Genomic DNA, 26,319 nt, shown 5'->3' with positions numbered 1-26,319 from the left:
TCGGGAAGAGCACCGACGCCAGTGGCGACGCGGTGCGGCTCGCCCGGGTAGGTCATGCCTCAGCCCGGACGGTGCGCCGGAGGCCTTCGAGGAACGGGACGCGCGGCTCCCACGCGAGCTCGGTGCGTGCGCGCGTCACGTTCAGCGAGATCCGGTCCACGTCGGTCGCTCGCTCCGGCCGCTTCTCGATCTCGAAGTTGACGCCCGCCACCTCCTCGAGCGCCGCGACGACCTCCATGACCGTCCTGGGCGTGCCCGAGCCGATGTTGAGCGTCGTCTCTTGGTGGCCGGGAGCGTCGATCGCGCGAACCAGGGCGTCGACCACGTCGTCTACGTACACGTAGTCGCGGGCGGCGCTCCCGTCGCCGTACACGACGACTGGTAGGCCATCGGCGTGACGGCGGAGGAGCGCTGGGATGAGGCCTTGGCCGGCCTTCACCACCTGACCGGGGCCAAAGGGGTTCGCCACCCGCAGGATGACGTGCTCGAGGTCGTCCAGGTGCGAGTGGAGGCGGATGAAGTGCTCGACCATGAGCTTGGTGACCCCGTGCGAGGAGATCGGGTGGGTGGGGTGGGACTCGGGCACGCTCTGGTCGCCCGAGACAGGCCCGTACACGGCCCCGCCGGACGACACGAAGACGAAGCGGGCGACGCCCATATCGGCGCACTCGCGCAGAAACGCCACGTGCGGGATCACGTCGTCTTGGATGTCTTGCGTGCTGCGGGAGATGCCTTGGGCGGGTGTCGACGTACCCATGAGCTGGACGACCGTCGAGACGCCCTCCAAGGCGTACCTCATCGCGGAACGGTCGCGAAGGTCCCCCGCGACAGATCGTGCGCCCATCGTGTCGAGGTCGTCGTCGAACCGACGCGCGACCGCCGTGACCTGCCGTCCGTCGTCGGACAGCCGGCGGACAAGATGCTTCCCGAGGAAGCCGTTCGCACCGAAAACACCGATCACCGAGCCACCCCTGTCCGATTCAGTCCCTCGCGTGCTGGTGCGCTCCGTCCGCGGGTCACGGGATCGTGGCCGGTGCGCGCGCCGGAGGCACCGCGCATCACCCGTCCCACGGGGTCCTCACGGGCGCGCGGGGCCACTATAGTCAGGGCGGTCATGAACCGGTTGCCAATGAGGCGCCAAGGGAAGGAAGTGTCTGCGTTGACTGACGAGAGCGTGGTCGCGCGCACCTTTCAACGCCTCCAGGCTATCGAGCGTGACCACGCACCTGCTGTGCTCGCCAACGCCTTCGGCCCAGAGTCCATGATCCTGACCGACCTCATCGTGAAGCACGGCCTCGACATCGAGGTCGTCAGTCTCGACACCGGACGCCTTCCCGAGGAGACCTACCGAACCGCGCAGAACGTCCGCGAGCGGTACGGGCCCGTGGTGCAGATGGTGTCGCCGGACGCGTCCGAGGTACAGGACTGGGTCACGCGGAACGGGCCCAACGCGTTCTACGAGAGCGTCGAGCTGCGTCGAGAATGCTGCGCGATCCGCAAGGTCCGGCCGTTGGCACGTGTTCTGGCGGGCAAGCGCGCCTGGCTCACCGGGCTCCGCCGTGCTCAGTCGGTCGAGCGTGCCGAACTCCCCGTCCAGTCGTGGGATGAGGGCTACGGCATCGCCAAGTTCAACCCGATGGTCGACTGGTCCACGGACGAGGTCTGGGCCTACATCCGCGAGCACTCCGTGCCGTACAACGCGCTCCACGACCGGGGGTACCCCAGCATCGGTTGCGCACCGTGCACGCGTGCCGTCTCTGACGGCGAAGACCAGCGGGCCGGTCGGTGGTGGTGGGAGCTGGACGAGTCGAAGGAGTGCGGCATCCACCTGAACCCCGAGACCGGGCGGATGGAACGGACGGTGAAGGCGACTTCGGCGGAGGACGTGTTCTCCCTCGTCGTGAGGACTCCTGAGACACCGCGAAGCGACTCCCCTGGCGAGGCCGGGGACATTAATGATCTGGCGTCGAGCAGCACGCCCGACGCGCATGGAGGGAAGACGATGAGAACTCTGGTCCTGGGTGGCGACGGATTCTGTGGGTGGCCCACGGCACTCCACCTCTCCGCGATCGGCCACGAGGTGGCCATCGTTGACAACCTGTCACGGCGATCGATCGACCTCGAGCTGGAGGTTGAGTCGCTGACTCCCATCCGGCCCCTGGGGGAGCGGCTGCGCGCCTGGGAGGAGATCACCGGGAAGCGGATCGACTTCCACAACTTCGACGTCGCGGTGAACTACCACCGGTTGCTGACGCTGATCGAGGACTGGCGACCGGACGCCATCGTGCATTTCGCTGAGCAGCGCGCAGCGCCGTACTCGATGAAGAGCAGCGGCCACAAGCGGTACACGGTGAGCAACAACATCAACGCGACGAACAACGTGCTGGCCGCGATCGTCGAGAGTGGCCTCGACATTCATGTCGCTCACCTGGGCACGATGGGTGTGTACGGCTACGGCACAGCCGGGATGAAGATCCCCGAGGGTTACCTGAACGTCAAGGTCGATGTCGGCGACGGCGAGCTCGTCGACAGCGAGATCCTCTACCCGGTCAACCCGGGCAGCATCTATCACATGACGAAGACGCAGGACCAGCTGCTGTTCTTCTTCTACAACAAGAACGACGGCGTGCGGGTGACGGACCTGCACCAGGGGATCGTGTGGGGCACGCAGACCGCGGAGACACGGCTCGACGAACGTCTCATCAACCGTTTCGACTACGACGGTGACTATGGCACAGTCCTCAACCGGTTCCTCATGCAGGCCGCCGTCGATCACCCGCTGACGGTGCACGGCACAGGCGGACAGACCCGGGCGTTCATTCATATCCAGGACACCGTGAAGTGCATCCAGCTCGCGCTGGAGAACCCGCCGGAGCGGGGTGAGCGGGTCGCGATCTTCAACCAGATGACCGAGACCCACCGCGTCCGCGACCTCGCCAAGATGATCGCGGAGCGCACGGGGGCGACAGTGGAGAAGGTGGCGAACCCGCGGCTCGAGGCCGACGAGAACGACCTTCACGTGGCCAACGACCGGTTCCTCCACCTGGGGCTCGACCCGATCACGCTCAGCGCGGGGCTCATGGAGGAGGTGCGGGAGATCGCCCGCAAGTACGCACACCGTGCCGACCGGGACAAGATCCCCGCCAGGTCCAACTGGCGTGGTCCTGCGGTGCTCGACGCGGCCGTCTCCGACGCCCCCGCGTCGCCCGTCACCGCACGCTGACGCGAAGGCAAGGCCCGTGCCGGGCCCGCTCACCGACAAGGAGACGACCGATGGGCGAACCCACCCCGATCGAAGCATTGTTCCCAGAGCAGGCGCTCGACAGGGATTACTACCTCCGGACACATGTCGACGTCGCCCGAGCCGGGGTCGACCCGTGGGACCACTTCCGGCGGTGGGGCCACAAGGAGGGCCGGCTCTGGTCCGAGGCTGCCCGGCCGCTCGAGGACGTGCTGCGTCGTGGGCCCGAAGTCTTGCGTGGCTTGCTCGAGGCTCTGCCCGACGAGAAGCGGGCAGAGCTGCTGGGCGACGCCTCCGCCTGGTCGACCTTCCGCAGCATGGTCCACCCTGAGTTCTACGTGGCGCAGGTGCATGGGATCGGCTCAGACGGCGAAGAACTCGGGAGCGGTGCCGATTCGGAACGGGTGACGGTCGACGACGTCATCGAGCACTACCTGAGGACGGGGGCGGAGCTCGGGTTGCGCCCGTCGGCGCTCTTCCACCCCGGGTGGTACCGGGAGGCGGCAGCGCGGCGCTGGGGTACCGAGCCGCGGGGTAACACCTTCTTCCACTGGCTCCAGTTCGGACGGTCGGAGCGCATTTCTCCGACTCCCCTGTTCGACGAGTCGTTCTACACGGCCCGGCACGCTGACATGGCACGACTCTCGTCCTGGCCGTTCGAGCACTTCGCCTCGCACGGTGCCTATGAGGCGTTCCGCCGGTCGACCGCTGCCGTCCGGGAGCTCGTCGCTGACCCCACGGCACGTGCAGAGCAGCGGCCGCTCGTCCTCGACCTGATGCTGCGCGGCGCTGATGCTGGGAGCCTGCGTACGTCGACGCCGATCGAGGATCTGGCGCTCATGTCGGTTCGAAAGCGCGCGCGGCTGGACCACCCCGCCTTGCGCGAGATGGCGGAGAAGGCCTATCGCATCGAACCGCTGGTGCGGAGGCCGTACGGTCCGCGAGATATCTCCATGCCCCCGGTGGTCAACCACGCGAGCGGGCTCTTCCGGGCCGCCGAGGAGGTACGCACGACACTGGGACTGACGGAGGTCGACACGATCGTCCTCGTGCCGCACGTGCGCATGGCGGGTTCGGCCCGCGTCGCCGGGATGCTCGCACGGAGCCTCCGGGAGATCGCGCCGGAGGAGACGATCCTCGTGCTGACGACCGAGGCCGACACCTTCGAGCACCCCGAGTGGTTCGGCGGCGACGTCCTGGTGGGGGACGTGAGCGCGGCGATGCGTGGGCTGCCGGACGAGGCCCGGACACGCCTCCTCCTTGACGTGGTGCGAGGCCTGCAGCCGCGTCGGGTCGTCAACGTCAACAGCCGGCGGGCGTGGGAGCTCTTTCGCCTCTTCGGGCGGCAGCTCTCCGTTCTGGCCGAGCTTCACGCGTATCTGTTCACCTGGGACCTGGACGACCGCGGGAACAAGGGCGGCTATCCGATCGCATACCTCCCCGAGTGCCTCGGGAACCTGGATAGCGTCCTTGTGGACAGCGAGCCTCTCCGTGAAGAGTTGGTGGCCCGATATGGACACTCGTCGGCCATGGCCCGGCGATTCATCGTGGTACACACGCCGTACGAGCCAGAGGGTGCCAGCATCGACCACTCGGCGGTCTTCGCCCGACGGAGGGCGCGGGGGGTGCGACCTCGGTTCCTCTGGTGCGGACGATTCGATCGTCAGAAGAGATTCGACGTCGTCGTCGACCTGGCCACTCGACGTCCCGACATCGAGTTCTGGGTCTGGGGCAAGTCCGTCCTTGGTGGCGTTGGCGTCGATATGGATGCGTTGCCCGAGAATGTCCGGTTGCAGGGCACCTATCAGGACTTCGACGACCTCCCGTTCGAGTCGGCGGACGGGTTCCTCTACACGGCCGAGTGGGACGGGGTGCCGACTGTCCTCATCGACGCGGGTGTACGAGGGATCGCCGTCGTGGCGAGCGCCGTGGGCGGCGTCGTCGACCTGGTCGATCACACCACAGGGTTCCCCGTCGCCGAGTTCGCGGACGCCAGCGCCTACGACAAGGCGATCACGGCGATGACGGGCGACCCGCAAGATGTGGGCGCTCGCGCGGCGGCACTGCGCCGGCGTGTTCTCGAGATCTGTTCGCCGGAGCGTTACCGGGACACCCTGCGAGGTGTGCTGCCGTCATCTGCATCGGATCAGTCCGTCCGTGACCTGGAAGGGATGTCCGAGCGATGAGCGACATCACCGCGATCATCACCGCGCATCGCGAGGGCGCACTGGCAGGCCCGTCGATCCGTTCGTTCCTCGACGCGGTCGACGTCGCCCGGCGTGCGGGAATAGACGTCGAGGTGGGGGCGGCGCTTGACGCGCCAGACGCCGCGACCCGACTCATGTTCTCCGACCTGGAGCGATCTGGGTGGTGGGTGGAGGAGTTGGACTTCAGGGACCAGGGGAAGGCCCGCAACTTCGCCGCCGCGAGGGCGCGGGGCCGATATGTGGCATTCCTCGACGGTGACGACCTCTGGAGTGAGAACTGGCTGGCGCGCGCCTACGAGCTCTGCGAGTCAGATCCCGGGCGGATCATCGCTCACCCCGAGGTCGACTGGTTCTTCGAGAACAGCGACAACCTGTTCTTCCACCTCGACCAGACGGACCCGACCTTCGACCCGAATTTCATGCGCTTCCAGAACTACTGGGACGCCATGTGCATGGCGCCCGCCGGGGCACACCGCGACCATCCGTACGCCGAGCGCGACGTCAAGGCCGGGTTCGCCTACGAGGACTGGACATGGAGCATGGACACGTACCTGGCGGGGTTCGTCCACAGGGTTGCCGACGAGACGATCCACTTCAAGCGGCGTCGCAAGGCATCACAGAACATCGAGGCGTCGGTGAACAAAGTCGTCGCAAGGATGTCTCCGGTGTTCACGTATGCGTTCGCCGACGGACGAGGCGAGGGCTGACGCGGTGCCACGGGTCCTGCTCGTTCTCGGCTCCGAGCGGAGCGGTACGAGCACGCTGGTGGGTGTGCTGCGCGAGCTCGGCTGGCATGTCCCCCAGCCGGAGATCCCGGCGAACGAGATGAACCCCCGCGGATTCGGGGAGCCGGAATGGGCCGTGCGCTTCAATTCCATGACGTTGGAGTGGGCGAACGTCCATATCTCAGATGCCCGGCCCCGTGCGTGGGAACTGATCGATGGCCGGGAAACGAGCGCTGAGCGCCGCCGCGCCCTGACCGCCTGGCTCGTCCGTTCGATCGGCGCTGGTCGAGACGTCGTGATCAAGGACCCTAGGCTGACCTGGTTGTACCGCGACTGGCGCGACGCCGCGATCGAGGCAGGCGCTGAGCCGTCGGCGGTGATCGTGTCGCGGACACCCGGCGAGACGTTGGCGAGCAAGCTCACGGTGAACCCGGCCCGGGGAGTGACCGGTGGGCTTGCCGGGTGGATCAACGTCTGCCTGCGTGCCGAGCGTGTCACTCGGGGTGAGCGACGAGCCTTCGTCACCTATGGCTGTGTCCTCGCCGATTGGGAGTCCACGGTGACAACGATGGCGAGCAGCCTGGGTAGTCATGACGGCTTGGTCGTGACCGCTGGAGCTCGCGGGCGGATCGACTCGTTCATCGATCCGTCGCTGCACCGCAGCCACGCTGACTTGGACGGCCTCGACCTCCCGGACTCGATCCGGGAACTTGCGGATGAGCTCTGGGGTCTGCTCCAGGCTGCGGCGCGGAGTGGATCTTCCCTCGACGCGGATGGGGCGTTCGACGCCCTACGGGAGCGGTACGAGGCCCTGTACAAGACTTCCGAGGCCCTCGTCGAGTCCTCGTTCGGCGCCGTCGAGCGCCGGATCCAGCGCCAGGTGCGCCGGTTGCAGGACGAGCTGGCGAGCGCGCGTGGGGACGTTCAGGTCGAAGGCTGAACGTCGCCGGGCGTGGTCGGAGCTGGTCCGTCGTGCAGTCTGATGCAGAAGTCGGTTCTCCCCCACACTCGGATCCGCAGCAGATGGGTCCTCCGCGTTCGATCTGCAAAGTACCAACGGTCCGTGGCCTGAAGGAGGGCCGCGAGCGGACGGTCCCAAGAGATCGTGAGGGTCGTGCCTCCGCGCCGCACGGCGACGGCCGTCGACGACGGAGGGCGTAGCGCGCCCCAGACGCCCGATTCGTCCGCCCAGGTGACGGTGTCGTCGGCACGCAGTAGCAGAGGAATCTGCTCTGTCGCCGGCGCACCCACGACGATGGACCGCTGCAGCTGATCGTCGTGCCAGGTCGTCGTGCACTGCAGGGCTCCGTCGCAGGCCGACCAGGAGATCTGTAGCGTTCGTGCATCGGCGACGCCACTCGGTCTCGTCGGGACAGGGCGGCCAGGCTCGTTGACGTCGAGGTACTCCGGGGGAAGGTCCGCCGTCGCTTCGGTGCGATCGTCGTCGAAGGTCACTCCCCACGCGGGGCCGCCGCCCGAGCCTGCGTGGATGAAGGTGCCGCCGCCGGGATGCCACAGCAGGGCCAGTCCGGTCCTGGCGTTCGACGGCGGCCGCTCACCGAGGAACGCCTGCGCGTAGTACGAGGGTCGGCGGACGAAGAGGTAGTGCTGGCCCGCATCGCGCCGGAGCTCCGTAAACCGCTCGTGAATGATCATGGGCATCTGCGCGGTCGCCGCCTGCTTCTGCGCGCGTGGCGGGAGCGTCTGTGGAAGGTCGAGGACGTCCACGACACGAGGGTTGGTCGCGCCGGGCTCGAGCTCACCGACCGAGTCGCTGGAACTCGCCCACTGCGCCCGCTGGGCGTGCCGCTCCTCCTGTGTCGTGAAGAAGGGAGCGAGGCCCGGCGTCCGCCGCAAGAGGTGCGCCGCCAGGTCGCGGGGGTCGCCGTCACGCGCAGTGGCGTCGAGGTAGGCCATGGGCGTGCGGGTCGAGGGCGCATCGAACGGGATCAGTCCGGACCCGTCCGGCTCGGGCACCATCGCGAGTGAGAGCCACTCGACCATCCCTTGGACCTGAGGCAATAGGGGTGTTCGACCCAGGTTGTCGTGCAGCTCAGCGATCAGCGGCAGAGACACCGAGAGGTTGTAGCCGACGTCCGACCCGCCGTCCTCGTACAGGAAGCCGGCCGGGCTCTGGATCCTCGACGCCGTGTCCGAGATCCGCTTGTCGAGCTGCATTGAGAGCTCGCGGTCGGGGTCGTGTCGAATGGCCTTCGCCGCGCCGGTGAGTCCTGCGAGGACCTGGTTCGAGAACTGGATGGTCGGGTCCTGCCATGCCGCGTTGTCCGGATCCAGGAACCAGCGGGCAGCGCGGCGCACCCCGCGGACGATCGGTGCGTGCAGGTCAGCGAGGGCATCGGTCTTCCGGAGGTTGACCAGGGTTCTGGTGAGGTAGTTCATCGCGAACGCGGTCGCGGCGAGGGACTCCTCGTCCGGGGCGTACTCGGGCCAGGCGCCACCGGGATGCTGCAGGGCGAGATAGCGATCGACCCCGGCGTTCAACCGGGCGAGGAGAGCCTCGTCGCGCAGGTAGGCGTTCCACGGTCGGTCGCGCGTCGCGAACCAACTGAGGACGCTCACCAGCTCAGAGGTCCTAGCGTTGCCGACGCTGGCGGGAGTGCGCCACCACCCGCCGGTGAATGCCCCGCGGGTGCTCGTGAGGCTGTCGTCGATCCCGTTCGCGATCGCGGCCAGGGACACGAGGTACGGCGCGCAAGCCTGCTCGTTCCAGCCGAATTCTTCGCGTTCGGGTTCGGCCACGAGGGACGCGACTTTCGGAAGGGCGCCCGGGTTGATGCCGTCTGATGACCCCGGCGGGCCTTCGGCCGGCGGGTCGCCGTCCTTGCGGCCGATCACGACCGCTGTCCCGCCCGCGGCCACGCCCAGCACGACCGCACCTGCGGTCAGCAACTGGCGCCGGTTGACCTGCCGACGGGGGCCGGGCCTGTCCGCAGGGTGTGGATTCTTGGCTGTCTGGATCGTCGACCTCGTCCCGACTTGCGCGGCGGACGACTACCGGAAGTCGCGCGACGTGGCCGCGACCTGCGGCTCGCCGGCACTCGACAGGTAGCCGGTAGCTGAGAGGGTAGGGCGGAGTCGCTCGTCGACCTGCATCGCCTGCTCGGGAGTGAGCCGCTCGCGCCAGCCGGACTCACCGATGACCTCAGTTCGCGTCGTGGCGCCGCTGAACGGAGTTCGACTGCGGGCCTGCTCGTTCAGGAAAGCATCGACGTCGGCCGAGTTCGGCAGCCTGAGGAATTCGAAGATCTCGGCGACCGACGCGGGGCCGTCGTGCACGAGGTCCTCATACCGCAGCTCGTGGAAGCGATCTGCCCCCACCTGGAGGCCGATCTCCTGGGAAGCGACGACGTGCCGGTTCCAGACGTCGCATGCCTCGTCGAGGTCGACCCATCCTTTCTCGAGCAGCGAGGAGACCACGTCTCGCCCGTCCCTGGTGATGTGGAGGAACTGGCAGCGAGGAAAGGCCTCCGCGATGAGGTCGAGCAGCCCAGGATCCGTCTTGCTGTCCGCGTAGTGGGGGAACTTGTCTCCCCACCGTGACGTCTCCGTGGCGCCGAGCTGGCGGTAGAAGTCGCGCACGATGTCGGGGACATGACGGCGAAACGTCGAGAGGAAAAGGGTCCGCTCCGTCATCAGGGCCATGCGGTCCTTGCTCCAGCGATGCAGTGCACGGTAGAGGAACGTCATGACTCGGGTCTCGTTCGTCATGACGACGTCCGGGTGTCGGTTCAGCACCTCGACGAGGTACGACGTACCTGACCGGGGCGCACCGATGACGAAGAACGGGGGTTGCACGTGATCAGCTCCTCTGTGACGTGTGCCGCTCGATGAGCCGGTCGAGGTCACGCCACTCCGGGAGGTCCCGTCCCAGGAGATCCTCCACGTAGGCGATGTCGTCCCGGTAGAGCTCAAGGAGTGCGGCGATCTCCTGTGGGGTGATCTGGCTCTGCTTCTTGAACGGGGCGAGCCAGGTCCGCCGACCCTCGGCGTGCTGTGTCCCGGCGTTCTTGAGGTATTCGGGTGATGCTTCCAGACGCAGGCTCCGCAGCACGCGGCGCAGGTACGTCTCGGGGTCGGCAACCAGGTCGTCGTACAGGTGGACGTGGACACGGTCGACGCCGAGGCTGGCCGCCCAGTGCTCGTGATGGCGCCGGTAGAAGCCAAGGTCGACCACGCCGAAGTGTGTGGGGACCTGGAATATGCCCGACGACCCCTGCAGGTGCCCACCCGCGAACGTGTGCCAGTAGCCGGAGACAGCACGCGAGACCGGGTCACGGAGCGCGACGAGCACCTCGGTGTCGGGCCCGAGTCGGTTGTGGACGGCCTTGGCGGCGTCGTGACGCTTGGGGGAGAACGGCCCACCTGCCGCGTGCCAGAAGTACGTCGGCGTGACGTCGACTCGCCACCGGGCACCGCCGTGGTCGGCGTAGGCGGCCTCGTACTTGGCGATCTCCTCTGGCTTCCCGAGACGGCCGGGGTGAGCGAAGAAATGACGGCCGTCGGGGCCCGCCACGTAGGCGTCTGGATGCTTCGCAAGCCGTTCGCGGAGCCAGCTCACGCCGGAACGCTGGGCTCCGGCGACTATCAGGTTGGGCCCGTTCTCGAGTGGTGCGAGGGCCCCGCCCTGTGCCGACGGCCGCGAGGTGCCACTTACCCGGGTCGCCGACGTCCTGCGCGGCGCCGTCGTGGTCGAAGGCACATGCTGCGGCGGGTCCGTGGGGGCCCACGGGTCACGACCCTCAGTGCCCGTGATCTGTTCGGTGAGGGTGCGATACACCAACCGGGAGTAGTGGAACGGGGCGTCCCCCCACGGGTGGTTCGCGCTCGACGACACAATGCCGTCCGGAACGGTGACGAGCTCGGCGCCGAGCGCACGAGCCGCCTCCTTCGTGTAGTGCCGCAGGAGAGGATTGACGTCGGCGGCAGTCATCCCGAACGATGCCGGGACGGGGGTGCCGGACTCGGAGCGGTCCGCCCAGGGAACGTCGAGCAGCACGACGGCCGCCCGCGGCATGTGCTGCCGGAACAGTTCCCCGACGGCCGATATCGCGCTGGACCAGTAGTGGAAGTGCTGGTCGCTGCCGAAGGCGATGTGCTGCGACCCGGCCGGAAGCCGGCTCTCGGCACCCGATTGGACGAGCTCGACAGATCGGGTCACGACGGACCCGTCGGGCAGGATGTAAGCGCCAAGACGCTCGTCCGTGAGGTCCACGAGCACGAGGTCCGTGACCGACGCAAGCTCCGGGATGAGGGTTTGCAGGTCAGAGGCATAGTCCCCGGACACCATCCGCTGCTGGAACGACGACTCCAACACCGGGGGCTCCACGAGCGTGACGGGGCGGGTGTAGGCGCTCAGGGCCGACTGACGTGCGACGTAGCGGATCAGTTCGAACTGTTCCGGGTCGAAGTGCTCGAAGGTGTCGCGCGACACGCACGAGCCGTAGATGAATACGCGGGTCTTGCTCATGGTCGTCCTTCTGTGACCCAGTCGGCCGGGCGGTCCCCGAGGCCGAGCATGTGGGTGATCGCGGCGACGGAACGAAACGCTCCGCGTCCGTCGCCATAGGGGTTCGTCGCGCGCGCCATCGCCTCGTAAGCAGCAGGATCCGAGAGAAGGATCGAGGTCTCGTGCACGATCGTGTCGGTGTCGGTCCCGATGAGCCGGACGGTGCCGGCCGCTACCGCTTCGGGCCGCTCGGTGTTCTCTCGCAGGACGAGTACAGGCTTGCCGAGACTGGGTGCCTCTTCCTGTATCCCCCCGGAGTCGGTCAGGACGACACTGGCGAGCGCGAGCAGCCGGGTGAACTCGGCATAGGCCAAGGGTTCGACCAGCGTCACGTTGGGCCGACCGTCCAGGTGGGGCGCGAGGGCCTCCCGGACGACCGGGTTCCTGTGCAGGGGGACCACGACCTCGACGTCCGGGAAGGCATCGGCGATGCTCGCGAGCGCGCGCCCGATTCCCTGCATCGCAGTCCCCCAGTTCTCACGCCGATGTGTGGTGACCAGGACGATCCGTCGACTGCCCGAGGTCACTCGCTCCAGCACAGGATCGCTGAACGACGAGGCCTTTCCCGCGGCGGTGAGAAGGGCGTCGATGACCGTGTTCCCCGTGACGACCACCGCGTGCTCGGAGATGGCCTCGCGGACGAGGTTGGCACGGCTCGCGGCGGTCGGTGCGAGGTGGAGTGATGCGAGCTGCGACGTGAGGCGGCGGTTCGCTTCTTCGGGGAACGGAGAGCGTAGGTCTCCTGAGCGCAGCCCCGCCTCCAGGTGCACCACCGGGATCCCGTGGTGAAAGGCGCCCAGCGCCGCAGCCGCCGACGTCGAGGTATCACCCTGGACGATCAGGGCAGCGGGCCGCTCGGCCTCGAGGACCGGATCGATGCGGTCGAGCACGCGTGACACGATCCGAGACAGAGATGCGCCGTGCTCGAAGATGTCGAGGTCGTGGTCCGGGACGATCCCGAAGAGGTGATTGACCTGGTCGAGCATCTCCCGGTGCTGTCCGGTGACGACCGTGATCGCGGACAGCGTGTCGCTGCGTTGAAGCTCCTGGATCACAGGGGCGACCTTGATGGCCTCCGGGCGAGTGCCGTAGACGGTCATGACACGCGGCCGCATCCGCTATCGCCCTCCCTTGGTGCGCCTCGAGGAGGCGCTCGGGGGCCTCACGTGACGGGCAGTGTACAGACGGCTGGACCGGGACTCCTCCACCCGGACCGTGGTCTGCTCGCGCTCGGTGAAGGCCGTCTCGATGATCAGCTTCGCTTCCTCGGGCCTGTCCTTCGCGACAGCCCAGGCCCACTTGCGGTAGCGCAACGCGACGTCTTGGGCAGGTCCGTCGAGGACGAGGCGCCCGTGGTTGAGCCAGATGGCCCGGGTGCAGCTCTCCTCGATGGTCTGCGCGGCGTGCGACACCAGGAAGACGGTGCCGGCGCTCTGGCGCAGCCTCTGCATCCGGGCCTCGCTGCGCTCCTTGAAGGCGGCGTCGCCGGTGGCCAGGGCCTCGTCGATCAGGAGTATGTGCGGGTTGGATGCGGTCGCGATCGCGAAGCGCAGCCGCGCACCCATGCCGGACGAGTACGTCTTCATCGGCAGGTAGATCGACTTGCCGAGGCCGGCGAGCTCTTTGACGTCAGGCACGGCTGCCTCCGCCTGCGCGGGGGTGAGACCCATGGCGAGGCAGCCGAGGCGGATGTTCTCCTCGCCGGACAGGTCAGGAACGAGGGCGGCATTGACGCCGATGAGCACTGGGGTGCTCTCGGCGAGCACTCGACCCTTGGCAGGGTTCTCGAGGCCGGCGATGATGCGCAGGAGGGTGCTCTTGCCGGAGCCGTTCTGACCCACCAACCCGATCTGTTCGCCTGAACGGGCGACGAACGAGATGCCGGAGAGGGCACGCACGAGCACCTTGGGGTCGTTGCCCAGCACGGTACGGGCTGCCTTCAAGAGCGGGTTGGCCCGCCGACGGCGCTCCGCTGCGTCGGTGGACGGCACCCGGTAGCGCACGCTCACGTCCTGCACCGCCACGGTGGCCTGAGCGAAGGGGTCGGCGACGGCGAGGTCAGACACGGCCATACGACTCCTCCGCCTGCCAGAAGACGAGGAAACCCACCAGCAAGGTCCCGACCGCCCAGGCGCTCAGCCCGATCCACGTAGAGAGGGCGGGGACAGCGCCGTACAGCAGCGTGTCCCGAGCGGCGTCGAGCACCATGTACATGGGGTTCGCTTCCATGATGCCGACGATCCACGGGTAGTTCTCGAACCGCTCGATCGAGAAGAAGACCGCGGACCCGTAGAGCCAGAACCGCATCAGCACGCTGATCAGCTGGTTCAAATCAGGAAGGGCGGACGCGGCGCGGGCCAGCAGGAGTGCCAGGCCCGTGACGAACAGGACCTGTAGTGCCAGGACGACGGGAAAGAACGCCGCTGCAGCCGTCCAGTGCTCCTTCTCCGGCAGGGTCACGAGCAGCACGAACATGGCTCCCAGCGCCGGGGCGAGGTTGAGGACCCCTCGCAGCACCACGGAGACGGGCAGCGACGCCCTGGGAAAGGCGAACGCTCGGATGAGGTTCCGGCCGCTGGAGATCGACTTCGCGCCGTTCACCACGCTCTGGGACGTGAACTGGAAGAGGAAGACACCGATGATCAGGTAGCCGATGAAGTTCTCGATGCCAGCCTTGGCGCCCAGGACGAGGCCGAAGATGAGGTAGTACGCGAGCCCGTTGAGCATGGGGTTCACGACGAGCCACGCCTGACCGAGCAAGGTTTCGCGCGTACCGCTGGTGACCTTCGCGCGGGCCTCTGCCCACAGGAAGTGTCGCCGCTTCCAGATCTGGCCGAGGTAAGTACGGATCGGTGGGCGTGCGCCGACCGGAGCGAGTCTGCCTGTCGAGACGACCTCGAGGGTCGACGCGTTTTTCCCGAAGAGTTCGGCGTACAGGTCGGTCGGGCGCGCTGCGCCCTGTTGAACCTCCGCCTCATGTTCCATCGCCCGCATCCTAGGGCGCCTCGGTGCGCTACGGTCTCCACGATTCGCCCAGAGGGAAGGACGGCAAGCGTGAGGATCTCGGTGGTCGGTCTCGGGTACCTCGGCGCGGTGCACGCGGCGAGCCTGGCTCACCTCGGGCACGACGTGGTGGGGGTCGACGTTGATGCGCAGCGGGTGGATGCGCTCGCCGCGGGCAAGGCGCCGTTCTTCGAGCCGGGGCTGGACGACCTGTTGTCGCAGGTCACGGGGACGGGCCGGCTCACCGTCTCGACCGACATGGCAGCGGTCGCCGGCGCGCAGGTGCACTTCGTGTGCGTCGGGACGCCGCAACGGAAGGACGGTCCGGCGGCCGACCTCACCTTCGTCGACGCCGCGGTGGGGGAGCTGGTCGAGCACCTCGGTGCGGGTGAGATCGTGGTGGGCAAGTCCACGGTTCCCGTGGGCACCGCGCAGCGCCTCGCGGGTGTCGTCGCGGCCGCGCGGCCGGGCGCGGTGCTCGCCTGGAACCCGGAGTTCCTGCGCGAGGGGTTCGCCGTGCAGGACACGCTGCACCCCGACCGTCTCGTCTACGGCGTGCCCGACGACACGACGGGGGAGCGGGCCACGGCGGCCCTCGACGCGGTCTACGCCGCGCCGCTCGCGGAGGGCGTGCCGCGCATCGTCACGGACTACCCGACGGCGGAGCTGGTGAAGGTCGCCGCCAACTCGTTCCTCGCCACGAAGATCTCCTTCATCAACGCCATGGCGGAGCTGTGCGAGGTGGCGGGCGGCGACGTCGCCCGCCTCGCGGACGCGATCGGGTACGACGCCCGCATCGGGCGCCGCTTCCTCAACGCGGGGCTGGGCTTCGGGGGCGGCTGCCTCCCCAAGGACATCCGGGCCTTCCGCGCCCGCGCCGACGAGCTCGGGGCGGGCGACGCCGTCGCCTTCCTCGGCGAGGTGGACGCCATCAACACGCGCCGTCGCACCCGCATGGTGGACCTCGCATCCGAGGTGCTGGGCGGGACGGTCGACGGCGCGGAGGTCACGGTGCTCGGCGCCGCGTTCAAGCCGGACAGCGACGACGTGCGCGACTCGCCCGCACTCGACGTCGCGGCGCGCCTGGCGGAGCTGGGCGCCGTCGTCACGGTGCACGACCCGCAGGCCATCGAGAACGCCCGCGCGAAGCAGCCGCACCTCCACTACGAGCGGGACCTGGAGGCCGCGCTCGCCGGCGCGGACGCCGTCCTGCTCCTCACGGAGTGGAAGCAGTACCGCGACCTCGACCCGGAGCAGGTGGGCACGCTCGTCGCGCAGCGCACCATCCTCGACGGCCGCAACGCCCTGGACCGCGCCGCGTGGACCGGCAGCGGCTGGCAGTATCGTGCTCTCGGCCGGCGCTGAGCCGGTCGTTCCCCCACAGATTGGTGCAGGTTGTCATGCGGGTCCTCGTCACCGGCGGTGCCGGTTTCATCGGAGCGAACTTCGTCCAGCAGACGGTGGCGGAGCGCCCGGACGCCGTGGTGACGGTGCTGGACGCGCTGACGTACGCCGGGGACCGGTCGTCGCTGGCGCCGGTCGCGGACCGGGTGAACTTCGTGCAGGGGTCGATCACCGACGCGGAGCTGGTGGACGGCCTCGTCGCGGACGCGGACGTCGTCGTGCACTTCGCCGCGGAGTCGCACAACGACAACTCGCTGACGGACCCGTCGCCGTTCGTGCAGACCAACGTGGTGGGCACGTTCACCCTGCTGGAGGCGGTGCGTCGCCACGGCGTGCGGTACCACCACATCTCCACGGACGAGGTGTACGGCGACCTGCCGCTGGAGGGCGACGAGAAGTTCACCCCGACCACGCCGTACAACCCGTCCAGCCCGTACTCGTCCACGAAGGCCGGCTCGGACCTGCTGGTGCGCGCCTGGGTGCGCTCGTTCGGCATCGAGGCCACGATCTCGAACTGCTCGAACAACTACGGCCCCTACCAGCACGTGGAGAAGTTCATCCCGCGCCAGATCACCAACCTCATCGACGGGATCCGCCCCCGCCTGTACGGGGCGGGGCTGAACGTGCGCGACTGGATCCACGTCCACGACCACAACACCGCCGTGTGGGCGATCATCGACCGCGGCCGCGTCGGGGAGACGTACCTCATCGGCGCCGACGGCGAGACGAACAACCTCGAGGTGGTCCGCACCCTGAACGAGCTGTTCGGGCGCGACGCGGACGACTTCGACCACGTCGCCGACCGCCCCGGCCACGACCTGCGCTACGCCATCGACGCCACGAAGCTGCGCACCGAGCTCGGCTGGACCCCCGCGTACACCGACTTCCGCACCGGCCTCGCCGCGACCGTCGACTGGTACCGGGAGAACGAGGACTGGTGGCGCCCGGCGAAGGCCGCCGTCGAGGCCAAGTACGCCCGCACCGGCCAGTAGGCGCGGTGCGGCGCGGCGTCAGCCGCGGAGCGACGCGAGGTAGCCCTCGACGGCGTCGAGGGTGGGCAGCAGGCCCTGGGCCTTCGCCTCGGACAGGCTCGGGGCGGCGGTGTCCTTGTCGGACAGCTGCGCGGTGAGCGGCGAGCCGTCGCGCGCCGTCGTGGGCCACGCGATGCCGACCTCGGGGTCCAGGGGGTGGATCCCATGCTCGTGGCCGGGGTTGTAGCCCGCGGAGCACAGGTAGAGCACGGTCGAGCCGTCCTCCAGGGACATGAACGCGTGCCCGAGGCCCTCGCCGAGGTAGATGGCGCGGCGGTCGACGTCGTCGAGCAGCACGGAGTCCCACTGCCCGAAGGTGGGGGAGCCGACGCGGATGTCGACGACGACGTCGAGGACGGCGCCCTTCGCGCAGGTGACGTACTTGGCCTGGCCGGGCGGCACGTCGGCGAAGTGGATGCCGCGCAGCACGCCGGCGGCGGACACCGACGCGTTGGCCTGCTGCAGGTCGAGGGGGTGGCCGACGGCCTCGGCGAACGGCCCTGACTTGAACCACTCGAGGAAGACGCCGCGCGGGTCGCCGTGCTGCTTCGGGGTGATCTCGTAGGCGCCGGGGACGGTCAGCTCGCGGATCTGCACGGGTGCTCCTTCACGGGGTCGGCCAGGTGTTTCGGCGGAGGGTGGGCCCGTAGGATCCTACGGTGACCGAGACGACGACGGCTCCGCCCACCACCCCCGCCCCCCGCCGCTGGCTGGTCGTCGGCGCGGCCGGGATGCTCGGGACCGACCTGATGGCCCGCCTCCGCACGGGCGTCGACGGGGCCCCCGCCGAGGCCCGGGACGTCGTCGGCGTCGGCCGGGCCGACCTGGACGTCACGGACGCCGACGCGGTCCTGGCCGCGGTGCGTGGGTTCGACGTCGTGGTCAACTGCGCGGCGTGGACGGCGGTCGACGACGCCGAGGCGCACGAGGGCGACGCGTTCCGCGTCAACGCGACCGGGGCGGCGAACCTCGCGCGGGCCGCGCACGCGGCGGGCGCCCGCCTGGTGCAGGTGTCCACCGACTACGTGTTCGACGGCGCCGCCTCCGCCCCCTACGCCGAGGACGCGCCGCTGGCGCCCGTGTCCGCGTACGGGCGCACCAAGGCCGCGGGGGAGTGGGCCGTGCGCGCGGAGGCGCCTGACCACCTGATCGTGCGGACGGCGTGGCTGTACGGGGCGCACGGCGGCTGCTTCCCGAAGACGATGGCGCGTCTCGGCGCCGAGAAAGACCGCCTCGCGGTCGTGGACGACCAGGTCGGCCAGCCCACCTGGACGCGCGACCTGGCAGACCTGATCGTCCGCCTCGTCGAGGCGGGCGCCCCGGCGGGCACGTACCACGGCACGGCCTCGGGCCGGACGTCGTGGTTCGGGTTCACGGGCCGCGTCCTCGCGTCCGCGGGCCTGAGCACGCCGCTGGAGCCCACGACGTCCGACGCGTTCGTGCGCCCCGCGCCGCGGCCGGCGTTCTCCGTGCTCGGCCACGACGCGCTGCGGGCCGCCGGGGTCGCGCCCATCGGCGACTGGGCGGAGCGCTGGGACGCCGCCGCGGCCGAGGTGCTCGCCTGAGCCTGCCGGGCTACTGCTCGAGCAGGCCGAGCAGGTAGGTGCCGTAACCGGACTTGGTCAGCTTCTCGGCGCGCTCGCGCAGCTCGTCGTCGGACAGGAAGCCGCGCCGCCACGCGACCTCTTCCGGCGCGCCCACCTTGAGGCCCTGGCGGCGCTCGATCGTGCGGACGAAGTCGGACGCCTCCAGCAGCGAGTCGAACGTGCCCGTGTCGAGCCAGGCCGTGCCCCGCGGCAGCACCTCCACCCGCAGGTCGCCGCGCTCGAGGTAGGCACGGTTGACGTCGGTGATCTCGTACTCGCCGCGCGCCGACGGCTGCAGGTTCTTGGCGATCTCGACCACGTCGTTGTCGTAGAAGTACAGGCCGGGTACGGCGTAGCTCGACTTCGGCTGCGCCGGCTTCTCCTCCAGCGACACGGCGCGCCCGTCGGCGTCGAACTCGACCACGCCGTACGCCGTCGGGTCCGCGACCCGGTAGGCGAAAACCGCGCCGCCGTCCACGGACGTGAACTTCTGCAGCTGGTCGCCCAGCCCCTGCCCGTAGAAGATGTTGTCGCCCAGCACCAGGGCCGCGGCGTCGGACCCGATGAACTCCTCGCCGAGCACGAACGCCTGCGCCAGACCGTTCGGCACGTCCTGCACCGCGAAGCTGATCGAGATCCCGAACTGCGAGCCGTCGCCCAGCAGGCGCCGGAACTGCTCGGCGTCGTGCGGGGTGGTGATCACCAGCACGTCCCGGATGCCGGCGAGCATCAGGGTCGAGAGCGGGTAGTAGATCATCGGCTTGTCGTAGACCGGCACCAGCTGCTTGCTCACCCCGAGGGTGATCGGGTGCAGCCGGGTACCGCTGCCGCCCGCCAGGATGATTCCGCGCATCGTTCGTGTGTCCTTCTGTCGGTCCGGATCTCAGGAATGGGTCGGTGCGTAGTCCGTGCCGTACGTCGCGACGTACTCGTCGAGAGCATCGTCCCGCACGGCGCGGCCGAGGTCGGCGGTCTGCGCCTCGTCGACCAGGTTGACGGACGCACCGTCGACGCTACCGAACCCGGTGATGGGCACCATCAGCCCCACGACGTCGTCGCGGTCGAGCGCGGCGACGAGCGGGACGACGTCGAGCAGGTCCACGCCGTCGAGCGACCCGGTGACCTTGACGTTCCCGGCCATGAGCGGGATCAGCTCGGCGAGTGCGGTGGGATCGTCGGCGCGCTCCGCGATGCCCGCGAGGATGCCGGTGACGGCGGCCCGCTGGCGCTCGGTGCGGTCCAGGTCGCCCAGCGGCAGCGTCTTGCGCTCGCGCACGTAGATGAGGCCGTCGGTGCTCTCGAGCGTCACGTCCCCCTCGGGGAACTCGACCACGCGGCCGGTGCTCTGCACCGTGACCCGGCTGGCGTGCTTGTTCTCCACCTCGATGCCGCCGAGCGCCCGCGTGAGCGCGATGAAGCCGGCGAAGTTGGTCTGCACGACGGCGTCGACCTCCGCGCCGCCCAGCACCCCGGAGACGGTGTCGACGAGGGTGTCTGTGCCGCCGCGCGAGAACGCGGAGTTGATCTTGCCCTCGCCGAGCCCGGGGATCGGCACGTGCATGTCCCGCGTGAACGAGATGAGGTACAGCGCCGACCGGTCCGCCGGGACGTGCGCCAGCATGATCGTGTCCGCGTTCCCGCCCAGGCCCTGCGGGTCGCGCGAGTCGTTGCCCACGAGGAGCACGTTCGTCGCGCCCTCGCCGAGCGGGTCCGGCGCCTCGCTGGGCGAGGGCGACGGCGACGGGCTCGGCGACGCGACGGGCGCCGTCGTCGGCGCGGCGCTCGGCCGCGGCGCCCCGTCGCCCGACGAGGACGTGCAGGCTCCGAGACCGGAGCCGAGCCCCAGGGCGAGGGCGGCGGCGACGGCGATCTGCCCGGCAGGGTTCCTCACACGGTGTCCTTCCTGGTGGCGGTGACCGCCGCGTACACGTCGGCGTACCGGCCCACGAGCCGCTCCCACGTGCGCTCGGCGGCGACGTGCCGGCCGGCGTCGACGAGCGCGGCGCGGTGGGCGTCGTCGTCGAGCAGGCGAGCGACGGCGTCGGCCCACGCGGTGGTGTCGTCGGGGTCCACGAGCACGCCGGCGGGCCCGACCGGCGGGGCGCCGTCGAGGGGAGACAGCACCTCGGCGAGCGCGGGCAGGTCGCTCGCGACGACGGGCCGACCGAGGGCCATCGCCTCGACCGGCTTGAGCGGCGTGACGAGCCGCGTCACGCGGTCGGGCCGGCGCGGCACCAGCACGACGTCGAGGGCGGCGAGGTAGGTGCGCGCCACGTCCCGCGGCACACGCCCTGGCAGCAGGGCGTGCTCGCCCAGCCCGAGCTCGGCGGCGAGCCGCAGCAGGCGCGGCCGGTCGACGCCGTCGCCCACGATCAGGGCGGACACGTCCACGCCCCGCGACCGCAGCAGGGCGACCGTGCGCAGCACGGTGTCCAGGCCCTCGTACCCGACCACACTGCTCACCGTGCCGACGACGAACGGCGCGGTGCGCAGGCCGAGCGCGGCGCGCGCCTCGGCGGCCGACGGCGCGGGTCGCAGCAGCGCGGCGTCGACGGCGTTCGGCACCACGGTGATGCGCTCGGCGGGCACGCCGCGCCCGACGAGCTCGTCGCGCATCGTGCCGCTGAGGGTGACCACGTGGTCCGCGGTGAGCGCGAGGTCCGTCTCGCGGGCGCGCAGCAGCGCGAACCGCTCCGACGCGGCGGCACGCTCACGGCCCTCGGCCGTCGGGTGCGACGCGGCCCACGTCTCCTCCGGCAGCCCGCGCACCTCGTAGACCCAGGGCAGGCCGACCCGCGCGGCGGCGGCGCGGGCGGCGTCGCCCGTGGTCCACGGGGTGGTGGCGTGCACCACGGCGGGACGCGCGTCGTCGAGCGCGCGGACCAGCAGGTCGACGCCGTCCGCGGCGCGGCGCCGGTGGTCGGCGGGCAGGGACCGCGGCACCAGCCGCCGGTAGGTCACGCCGTCGACGACGTCCGCGCCGCGGGCGCCGAGCGCCCCGATCATCAGCGGGTAGCCGGCGCGGGTGGTCGCGGTGACGGGGTGACCCGCGGCGCGCTGCGCGGTGAGGATGGCGTGCGTGCGCAGCGTGTACCCGCTCTGCGTGTGCGGCAGCGAGTTGGTGAGGTGGTGGTGCACCGCCGTCGGTCCCGAGGCCGAAATTTCACCCGGTCCGGTTTGCGGCATTTTTTCACCCGCTCGCCCCGGGAAACCGTCCGCATCCTGAGACGTTTCCCGGGGTCGGACGTCCTCCAGCACCGCGACCTGACCCAGCAGTGACGCCCGGACCCGGCGTCCGGCGCGCGACGTCGGGGCCGCCGCGCGCAGGGCCGCGACGTCGCCGTCCTGCCACGCGGCACGCAGCCGGCCGGCCTCCCCGGACGTCCCGTCGCCCAGCGCCCGCTCCACCCACGGCACGACGACGGCGCTGACCCGGGCCGGGGTGCGCCGCGCCGCCTGGAGCACCAGCCACGCCGGGTCGGTGCGCAGCGCGCCGCCCACGAAGGACGCCGCGAAGCGCGCGTTGCGGGCCAGCTCGCGCGCGCGCGTCATCGGGCCGCCATGTCGCCGGGCCGGGCCGTCGGGCCGGTCAGCTCGCGCAGCAGGTCGAGGTACCGCGCGGCGAGCGTGTCGTCGTCGGCGTTCCGGGCCACCCACTCCGCGGCACGCGGGTCCGCGGCGGGCACGTCGCCGGACGACGCCCAGCCCGACCACAGCTCCGTGAGCGCGTCGACGTCGCCGGGCGGCACCACCGACCCGGCGCCGGAGCGCTGCACCAGCGCGGCGGCCTCGCCGGCCACGCACGCGGTGGCGTAGGCCCCCGACGCCATCACCTCGTACAGCTTCGACGGCACGGTCCACTCCAGGGGCTTCCAGTCGCGCAGGGACACCACGACGGTGTCCGCCCAGGCGTAGTAGCGGCGGATCGCGTCGTGCGGCACGGCCCCCACGAACGTCACGGGGGCGTCGAGCTCGGCCACGAGCCCCTCGAGGAACGGCACCCGCGCGCCCGCCCCGACGATGCGGACGTCGAGCCGCAGGCCGCGGCGGGCCACCTGCGCCGCGGCGCGCACCACCGACTGCAGGTCCTGTGCGCGCCCCACCGTGCCCGCGTACACGACGCGCAGCGGGCGGTCCGGCGGGGCGTCGTCGGGCAGGCCGTCGGCGAGCTCGTCGGCCACGTCGTCCGCGGTGAGCGGCTGGAACGACGTGCCGTTGCGCACGACCGCGACGCGCCGCACGCCCCGCTCGAGCAGCACCTGGGCGAACGTCTCCGTGGTCGTGACGACGGCGTCCGCACGCGACTGGAGCCGCGTCACCGCGCGGTGCACCAGGGCGCGCGCGCCCGCGAGGGCGCGGGAGGCGGCGGAGCGCCGCGCGTCGAACACGCCGCTGGGCTCGATGAGGTCCGGCCAGGCGTCACGCATCTCGATCACGAGCCGGGCGCGCAGCAGCCGCGCCAGCAGCCACGCGGCGAACATCGACGGGATGCCGGGCACGGTGCCGACCACGACGTCGGGCCGCTCGGCCCGCTGCCGGAAGTGCCGCAGGCCGAGCACGACGGCGCTCGCCGCCGCGACGGCCTGGTCCACCGTGCGCGACAGCAGGTCGGCGGCGTGCGGGCGGAACCTGGTGCGGACCACGCGCTCGCCGTGCCGGCCCCGGGAGACCGACCCCGGCCGGTGGTCGGCGGCCGCGTCCTGCAGCCGCCCGCTCGGGTAGTGCGGGGGAGGGGTGAGGACGGCGACGTCGACGCCCGCGTCCATGAGGCGCGGGGTCAGGGTGTCCCACCGCCGCTGCGGTGCGCCGTGCTCGGGCGGGTAGTGGTGCGTGACCAGCAGCACGCGGGAGCGCTTCGACGACGTCGTCGCCCCGGTGCCGTACATGGTCGTGCCCTTCGTCTCGCTCGCGGTGCCCGCAGCTGTCCGGCGGCGCACCGGCGAATGGTACGGCCGGAAGCGTCACGGGCGGAACACAGGATCTCCGCGACCGGGGCCGTAGGATCCGGCCCTGTGAGCCGAGCCAACGCCCCGTACCGCCACGCCCGCACCGAGGGACGCCGCAGCCGCCGTGCGCTGGCCGTCGTCGGGGTGCTGGTGCTGCTGCTGGCCGCGGGGGGCTTCGGCGCGGCCTGGTGGTTCCAGCGCAGCCTGGACAACAACATCGAGCGGATCGGCGACCCGTTCGCCGAGATCCCGGCCGGCAGCGCCCCCGAGGTCGAGGAGGAGACCGAGGCGGTCAACCTGCTCGTGCTCGGCTCGGACAGCCGGATCTCCGCCGGCGACCCGTCGCAGTGGAAGGCCGGCGCCCAGCGCACCGACGCGATCATGCTGGTGCACCTCCCCGCGAACCGGAAGAGCGCCCAGGTGGTCTCGATCCCGCGCGACTCCTGGGTGCCGATCCCCGGGCACGGCGAGGCCAAGATCAACGCCGCCTTCTCGTACGGCGGCCCGCCGCTGATGATCCAGACGGTCCAGGACCTCACCGGCGTGAAGATCGACCACTTCGTGGTCACCGACTTCGAGTCGTTCACGGCGATGACCGACGCGCTCGACGGCGTGCGCATCCGCGTGCCGGAGGACATCGGCGACGGCGACCAGGTCTTCTTCTCCAAGGGCGTGCACATGATGTCCGGCGAGGAGGCGCTGAAGTACACGCGCCAGCGCCACGGCCTGAACAACGGCGACTTCGGCCGCGTCCAGCGCCAGCAGAACTGGATGCGCGCCATCCTCGCCAAGGTCAACAACAACCGGAACGACGTCGGGATGATGACCGAGTTCTTCACCACGGTGAGCAAGTCGGTCGCCGCGGACGACGGGTTCACCATCGACCGGATGCGCAACCTCTACATGAGCGCGCGCGGCCTGAGCACCAACGACGTCGACTTCATGACCGCCCCGTACTCCGGCACCGGGCGCAGCGACGACGGGCAGTCCATCGTCGTCCTCGATCGCGAGCGCTTCGACCCGCTGATGAAGGCGATCGCGAAGGACGAGGCAGGGAGCTACGTCAAGGAGCACGCGGACGACCTCGAGGTGCTCCCGGCCACCGTCAAGTAGCCGGATGACGTCCCCCGTCCGGAGGGCCTCCCCGTTCGCTGCCGTCGTGGCGGCGGCCGCCGTGCTGCTGGGGCTCGCCGCGTGCGGCCCCGCGCCCTCCGGCTCGCCGGCCGGCGCCCCGACCCCCTCGTCGAGCGTGGCCGGGCCGCGGGCGGGCGGCCCGGCGCCCTCGTCGAGCGCGTCCGTCGGCACGTCCCCGAGCCCGGCACCGACCTGTCCCGGGGGCGGGCGGCTGGACCGCCCCGACGTCGCCGTCCGCGCGTCCTACGCCGTCACGGGCTGGTTCGTGCTCACCACCGCGGACCGCTGCGCGACGCGCGCCACCGTGCAGGGCGCGCACACCATCGGGGCCGACACCCTCGTGACGTTCGGAGCGGCGCTCGCCCCGGCCACGCCGGCCGACCTGCGCCCCGGCGGGGACGAGGGGTTCGCGGGCTTCACCGTCGACGGCCAGGACGGCTACGACCACGCCGTCGCCCAGACCGGCGGGGGCGCCGTCCGGCACGTGTACACCTACGCTGCCAAGGCGACGTTCGACGACGCCGCCCTGTTCTGCCCCGGCCGGGACGGGCGGACGACGACGGCGCACGGCACGTTCACCTGGTGGCTGCTGCCGGTGGAGGGCGGGTACAGCGAGTGCGACTCGCCGAGCCGCACGTACGACCTGGTCGTCGCGCACGCCGCGTCGACCGTGGACGCCGACGCGCTGCTCGTCGCCGACGCCGAGCGCTTCGGGATGTCGGTGTACCTCGGCCTGCCGAAGCCGGCGCCCGACCCCGCGGCCCCGTACGTCGGCGACGACTCGTACACCCAGACCCTCGGCGGCTTCACGTCGCGCGTCCTCGCGGGCTGGAACGCCCGGTACGGGCAGCGGGACGCGTTCGCCGGCGTCTACCAGTCGCTCGAGACCGCCGTCTTCACCGACGAGGCCACGTGGGCGCCCAACCTGCGGGTGTACGAGATGCAGCACCGCATCGTCGGGTTCCGCCTGCCACGGGACAAGCAGCGGGTCGTGGTCAGCCCCTATGCCGACCTGCGTCGCGACGGCGGCGTCCCCGTCTCGTCCGTGCGCCCGGCGCTGCAGCGGATCGCGGACACCGCGGCCGGGGTGCGGATGGTGCTCGCCCCGCAGGACGGCGGCGGCACCGGCCGGGTGGGCGTTTTCGGCCGCGCCGACCGCGACCGGCCCGTGCGGGCGGACCTGCGCGGCGTCGTCGGGCGCACGACGTACGGCGAGGCGTACGCGGGCTCCACGGCGAGGCTCTACGCGGAGGCGGCGAAGGTGCGGGGCGTGACCCTGTGGGCGAACGTCGAGGCGTTCCGGCCGCCGGGCGAGGTCGGCGACCGCGCCCCGACCGACCTCGCGACCCTCGACCGGCAGGTCGCGCTCGCGCGCCCGCACGTGGCGAAGGTCGTCGGGTACCGGTGGGACGACTACCTCGACGCCTCGGGACTCGCCGCCGAGATCGCGGCCCGCGGCTGACCCCGAAGCGTTGTGGGTGGGCGCGTGGCCCTGTTCGCGAGGCGAAACAGGGC

21 protein-coding genes are annotated in these 26,319 nt (G+C 70.6%); 9 read left to right on the top strand and 12 right to left on the bottom strand.

The window, feature by feature from the left end; translation table 11 throughout:
• Nucleotides 1–52: 52 nt before the first annotated feature.
• Nucleotides 53–961, bottom strand: a complete 909-nt coding sequence (locus tag ACFUVW_RS06235; RefSeq protein WP_430570482.1) for an NAD-dependent epimerase/dehydratase family protein — start codon at nt 959–961, stop codon at nt 53–55.
• On the opposite strand from ACFUVW_RS06235, the gene ACFUVW_RS06230 reads away from it, so the two are divergent.
• From ACFUVW_RS06230 to ACFUVW_RS06215, 4 genes are all read left to right on the top strand, one after another.
• On the top strand, nt 920–3,223 hold the full coding sequence (locus ACFUVW_RS06230; protein ID WP_430570481.1) for a phosphoadenylyl-sulfate reductase: 2,304 nt from the start codon (nt 920–922) through the stop codon (nt 3,221–3,223). The genes ACFUVW_RS06235 and ACFUVW_RS06230 overlap by 42 nt on opposite strands.
• A gap of 50 nt (nt 3,224–3,273) precedes the next feature.
• A complete protein-coding gene (locus ACFUVW_RS06225) occupies nt 3,274–5,427 on the top strand; it encodes a glycosyltransferase (RefSeq protein WP_430570480.1) in 2,154 nt (717 codons plus the stop codon).
• Nucleotides 5,424–6,155 (top strand): glycosyltransferase, encoded by a 732-nt coding sequence (locus ACFUVW_RS06220; RefSeq protein WP_430570479.1) that lies wholly within the window; start codon nt 5,424–5,426, stop codon nt 6,153–6,155. Before ACFUVW_RS06225 ends, ACFUVW_RS06220 begins: the two co-directional genes overlap by 4 nt.
• A gap of 64 nt (nt 6,156–6,219) precedes the next feature.
• The gene (locus ACFUVW_RS06215; protein WP_430570478.1) at nt 6,220–7,113 is read left to right on the top strand and encodes a hypothetical protein; all 894 of its coding nucleotides are present in this window, start codon (nt 6,220–6,222) and stop codon (nt 7,111–7,113) included.
• On the opposite strand, the gene ACFUVW_RS06210 is transcribed toward ACFUVW_RS06215, so the two are convergent.
• The 6 genes from ACFUVW_RS06210 to ACFUVW_RS06185 form a co-directional block, all read right to left on the bottom strand.
• Entirely contained in the window at nt 7,098–9,062 is a 1,965-nt protein-coding gene (locus tag ACFUVW_RS06210; RefSeq protein ID WP_430570477.1) for a hypothetical protein, read from the bottom strand. The genes ACFUVW_RS06215 and ACFUVW_RS06210 overlap by 16 nt on opposite strands.
• Before the next feature lie 123 nt (nt 9,063–9,185).
• On the bottom strand, nt 9,186–9,989 hold the full coding sequence (locus ACFUVW_RS06205; protein ID WP_430570476.1) for a sulfotransferase family protein: 804 nt from the start codon (nt 9,987–9,989) through the stop codon (nt 9,186–9,188).
• A gap of 4 nt (nt 9,990–9,993) precedes the next feature.
• On the bottom strand, nt 9,994–11,661 hold the full coding sequence (locus tag ACFUVW_RS06200) for a DUF6270 domain-containing protein (protein ID WP_430570475.1): 1,668 nt from the start codon (nt 11,659–11,661) through the stop codon (nt 9,994–9,996).
• A complete protein-coding gene (wecB, locus tag ACFUVW_RS06195) occupies nt 11,658–12,800 on the bottom strand; it encodes a non-hydrolyzing UDP-N-acetylglucosamine 2-epimerase (protein WP_430570474.1) in 1,143 nt (380 codons plus the stop codon). Before wecB ends, ACFUVW_RS06200 begins: the two co-directional genes overlap by 4 nt.
• 18 nt (nt 12,801–12,818) lie before the next feature.
• Nucleotides 12,819–13,766, bottom strand: coding sequence for an ABC transporter ATP-binding protein (locus ACFUVW_RS06190; RefSeq protein WP_430570473.1), 948 nt, complete (start codon nt 13,764–13,766; stop codon nt 12,819–12,821).
• Complete coding sequence (locus ACFUVW_RS06185) at nt 13,759–14,685, bottom strand: ABC transporter permease (RefSeq protein ID WP_430570472.1); 927 nt, start codon at nt 14,683–14,685, stop codon at nt 13,759–13,761. The genes ACFUVW_RS06190 and ACFUVW_RS06185 overlap by 8 nt, the downstream gene beginning before the upstream one ends.
• 69 nt (nt 14,686–14,754) lie before the next feature.
• Here ACFUVW_RS06185 and ACFUVW_RS06180 point away from each other — a divergent pair, with 69 nt between their 5' ends.
• Both ACFUVW_RS06180 and rfbB read left to right on the top strand, forming a co-directional pair.
• The gene (locus ACFUVW_RS06180) at nt 14,755–16,068 is read left to right on the top strand and encodes a UDP-glucose dehydrogenase family protein (RefSeq protein ID WP_430570471.1); all 1,314 of its coding nucleotides are present in this window, start codon (nt 14,755–14,757) and stop codon (nt 16,066–16,068) included.
• 35 nt (nt 16,069–16,103) lie between these two features.
• Nucleotides 16,104–17,099, top strand: a complete 996-nt coding sequence (gene rfbB, locus ACFUVW_RS06175; protein ID WP_430570470.1) for a dTDP-glucose 4,6-dehydratase — start codon at nt 16,104–16,106, stop codon at nt 17,097–17,099.
• A gap of 18 nt (nt 17,100–17,117) precedes the next feature.
• Here rfbB and ACFUVW_RS06170 read toward each other — a convergent pair whose 3' ends face one another.
• Entirely contained in the window at nt 17,118–17,735 is a 618-nt protein-coding gene (locus ACFUVW_RS06170) for a dTDP-4-dehydrorhamnose 3,5-epimerase family protein (protein WP_430570469.1), read from the bottom strand.
• 62 nt (nt 17,736–17,797) lie between these two features.
• Here ACFUVW_RS06170 and rfbD point away from each other — a divergent pair, with 62 nt between their 5' ends.
• A complete protein-coding gene (rfbD, locus tag ACFUVW_RS06165; RefSeq protein WP_430570468.1) occupies nt 17,798–18,703 on the top strand; it encodes a dTDP-4-dehydrorhamnose reductase in 906 nt (301 codons plus the stop codon).
• Nucleotides 18,704–18,713: 10 nt separating this feature from the next.
• Here the strand turns inward: rfbD and rfbA are convergent, their stop codons facing one another.
• The 4 genes from rfbA to ACFUVW_RS06145 are packed head-to-tail and all read right to left on the bottom strand — an operon-like array spanning nt 18,714 to nt 23,661.
• Nucleotides 18,714–19,577, bottom strand: coding sequence for a glucose-1-phosphate thymidylyltransferase RfbA (gene rfbA, locus ACFUVW_RS06160; RefSeq protein WP_430570467.1), 864 nt, complete (start codon nt 19,575–19,577; stop codon nt 18,714–18,716).
• 30 nt (nt 19,578–19,607) lie between these two features.
• Nucleotides 19,608–20,615, bottom strand: coding sequence for an LCP family protein (locus ACFUVW_RS06155; protein ID WP_430570466.1), 1,008 nt, complete (start codon nt 20,613–20,615; stop codon nt 19,608–19,610).
• Entirely contained in the window at nt 20,612–22,276 is a 1,665-nt protein-coding gene (locus tag ACFUVW_RS06150) for a glycosyltransferase family 4 protein (protein WP_430570465.1), read from the bottom strand. The genes ACFUVW_RS06155 and ACFUVW_RS06150 overlap by 4 nt, the downstream gene beginning before the upstream one ends.
• Nucleotides 22,273–23,661, bottom strand: coding sequence for a glycosyltransferase family 4 protein (locus ACFUVW_RS06145; protein WP_430570464.1), 1,389 nt, complete (start codon nt 23,659–23,661; stop codon nt 22,273–22,275). The genes ACFUVW_RS06150 and ACFUVW_RS06145 overlap by 4 nt, the downstream gene beginning before the upstream one ends.
• A 75-nt stretch (nt 23,662–23,736) precedes the next feature.
• On the opposite strand from ACFUVW_RS06145, the gene ACFUVW_RS06140 reads away from it, so the two are divergent.
• Together ACFUVW_RS06140 and ACFUVW_RS06135 are read left to right on the top strand one after the other, a co-directional pair.
• Nucleotides 23,737–24,783, top strand: coding sequence for an LCP family protein (locus tag ACFUVW_RS06140; RefSeq protein WP_430570463.1), 1,047 nt, complete (start codon nt 23,737–23,739; stop codon nt 24,781–24,783).
• Nucleotides 24,784–24,787: 4 nt separating this feature from the next.
• On the top strand, nt 24,788–26,266 hold the full coding sequence (locus ACFUVW_RS06135) for a DUF4434 domain-containing protein (protein WP_430570462.1): 1,479 nt from the start codon (nt 24,788–24,790) through the stop codon (nt 26,264–26,266).
• The last annotated feature ends 53 nt before the right edge of the window (nt 26,267–26,319 follow it).

The organism is Isoptericola sp. NPDC057391 (assembly GCF_042668085.1).
Taxonomy (GTDB): domain Bacteria; phylum Actinomycetota; class Actinomycetes; order Actinomycetales; family Cellulomonadaceae; genus Isoptericola.
Note: the sequence above shows the minus strand (reverse complement) of the source record. Positions and strands in the feature narration are given on the sequence as shown.